Source organism: Neobacillus drentensis, assembly GCF_036962765.1.
GTDB classification, from domain to species: domain Bacteria; phylum Bacillota; class Bacilli; order Bacillales; family Cytobacillaceae; genus Neobacillus; species Neobacillus drentensis_C.
In genome coordinates this window covers 1-989 of record NZ_JBALOS010000439.1, presented here as the reverse complement: position 1 = coordinate 989, position 989 = coordinate 1, and the positions used below count along the sequence as shown (strand labels likewise).

The 989-nt window shown below is 35.2% G+C and carries 1 protein-coding gene; it reads left to right on the top strand.

Annotated elements, in window-relative coordinates:
* Positions 1–124: 124 nt before the first annotated feature.
* Positions 125–989: histidine kinase dimerization/phospho-acceptor domain-containing protein (locus V7137_RS30495; protein WP_335701532.1), on the top strand; the 865-nt coding region annotated here is incomplete at its 3' end.

Below are 989 nucleotides of genomic sequence, written 5' to 3'. Positions count from 1 at the left end.
GTATGGTATTTTATGGTTCAATCACCACAATGAAGAAAGAGACCCGTAACGGTAATCTCTAACGCCTTCCCTTATTCATATCTGAAAATTGGAAATCTTATTTATCATTGTCAAGTGTTGCATTATGATTGAGTTTCCACACGTCTTTGATCAAGTTTTAATCGTCCTTTTCCCCATCCTGGTTTACCAATTGTTCTTTAATGAGAGCGATTACAAACGAAGAAAGCCATATGCTAAATTGTCTATGTTGCTGCTAATTATGTTATTGCTGACGATGTCGTTTCCTATTGAATTAGAAAAGGGATATTACTATGACTTTAGAGTCATACCTGTTATCATTTCGTTTGTTTATGCAGGTGTCATTCCTGGTTTCATCTTGGTAACCGTTCTGTTACTATACAGGTTTTATCTTGGCGGCGATGGGATTTACCTCAATTTAATGAATATTATACTTATTACTTCTCTTTTGTTATTTTTCAAGCTGAAGTGTCAATCCTTCTTGTTGAAAAATAAGACATTAGTAGTCAGCATTATCTTTTTTGCATCCGTTGTATTCCAACTAATTTATCTGTTTAAGTACGATCAGACAGAACTAATACCTTTCACGAATACATTTTATTTTATTTCATGGATTAGTTTGCTGATGGTGGTATTTATCATCGATTATGTGGATCAGCATGTAAAGATCCAGAAGGAACTGCAAAGAGCTGAAAAATTGAATGTTATTAGTCAACTAGCAGCTTCTGTTGCGCATGAGGTACGAAACCCTATGACGACCGTCAATGGCTTTTTGCAGCTAATGCGCAGTGATACTCATATAGATAATAATCACAAGGACTATATTGACATTTCACTTAGAGAATTAAACCATGCCCAATCCATTATTAATGATTACTTATCTTTAGCTAAACCTAATACAGAGGGGGTCAGCGCGATTAACCTCTCGAATGAAGTAAAGAATGTCATCGGACTCATCACTTCATACTCTA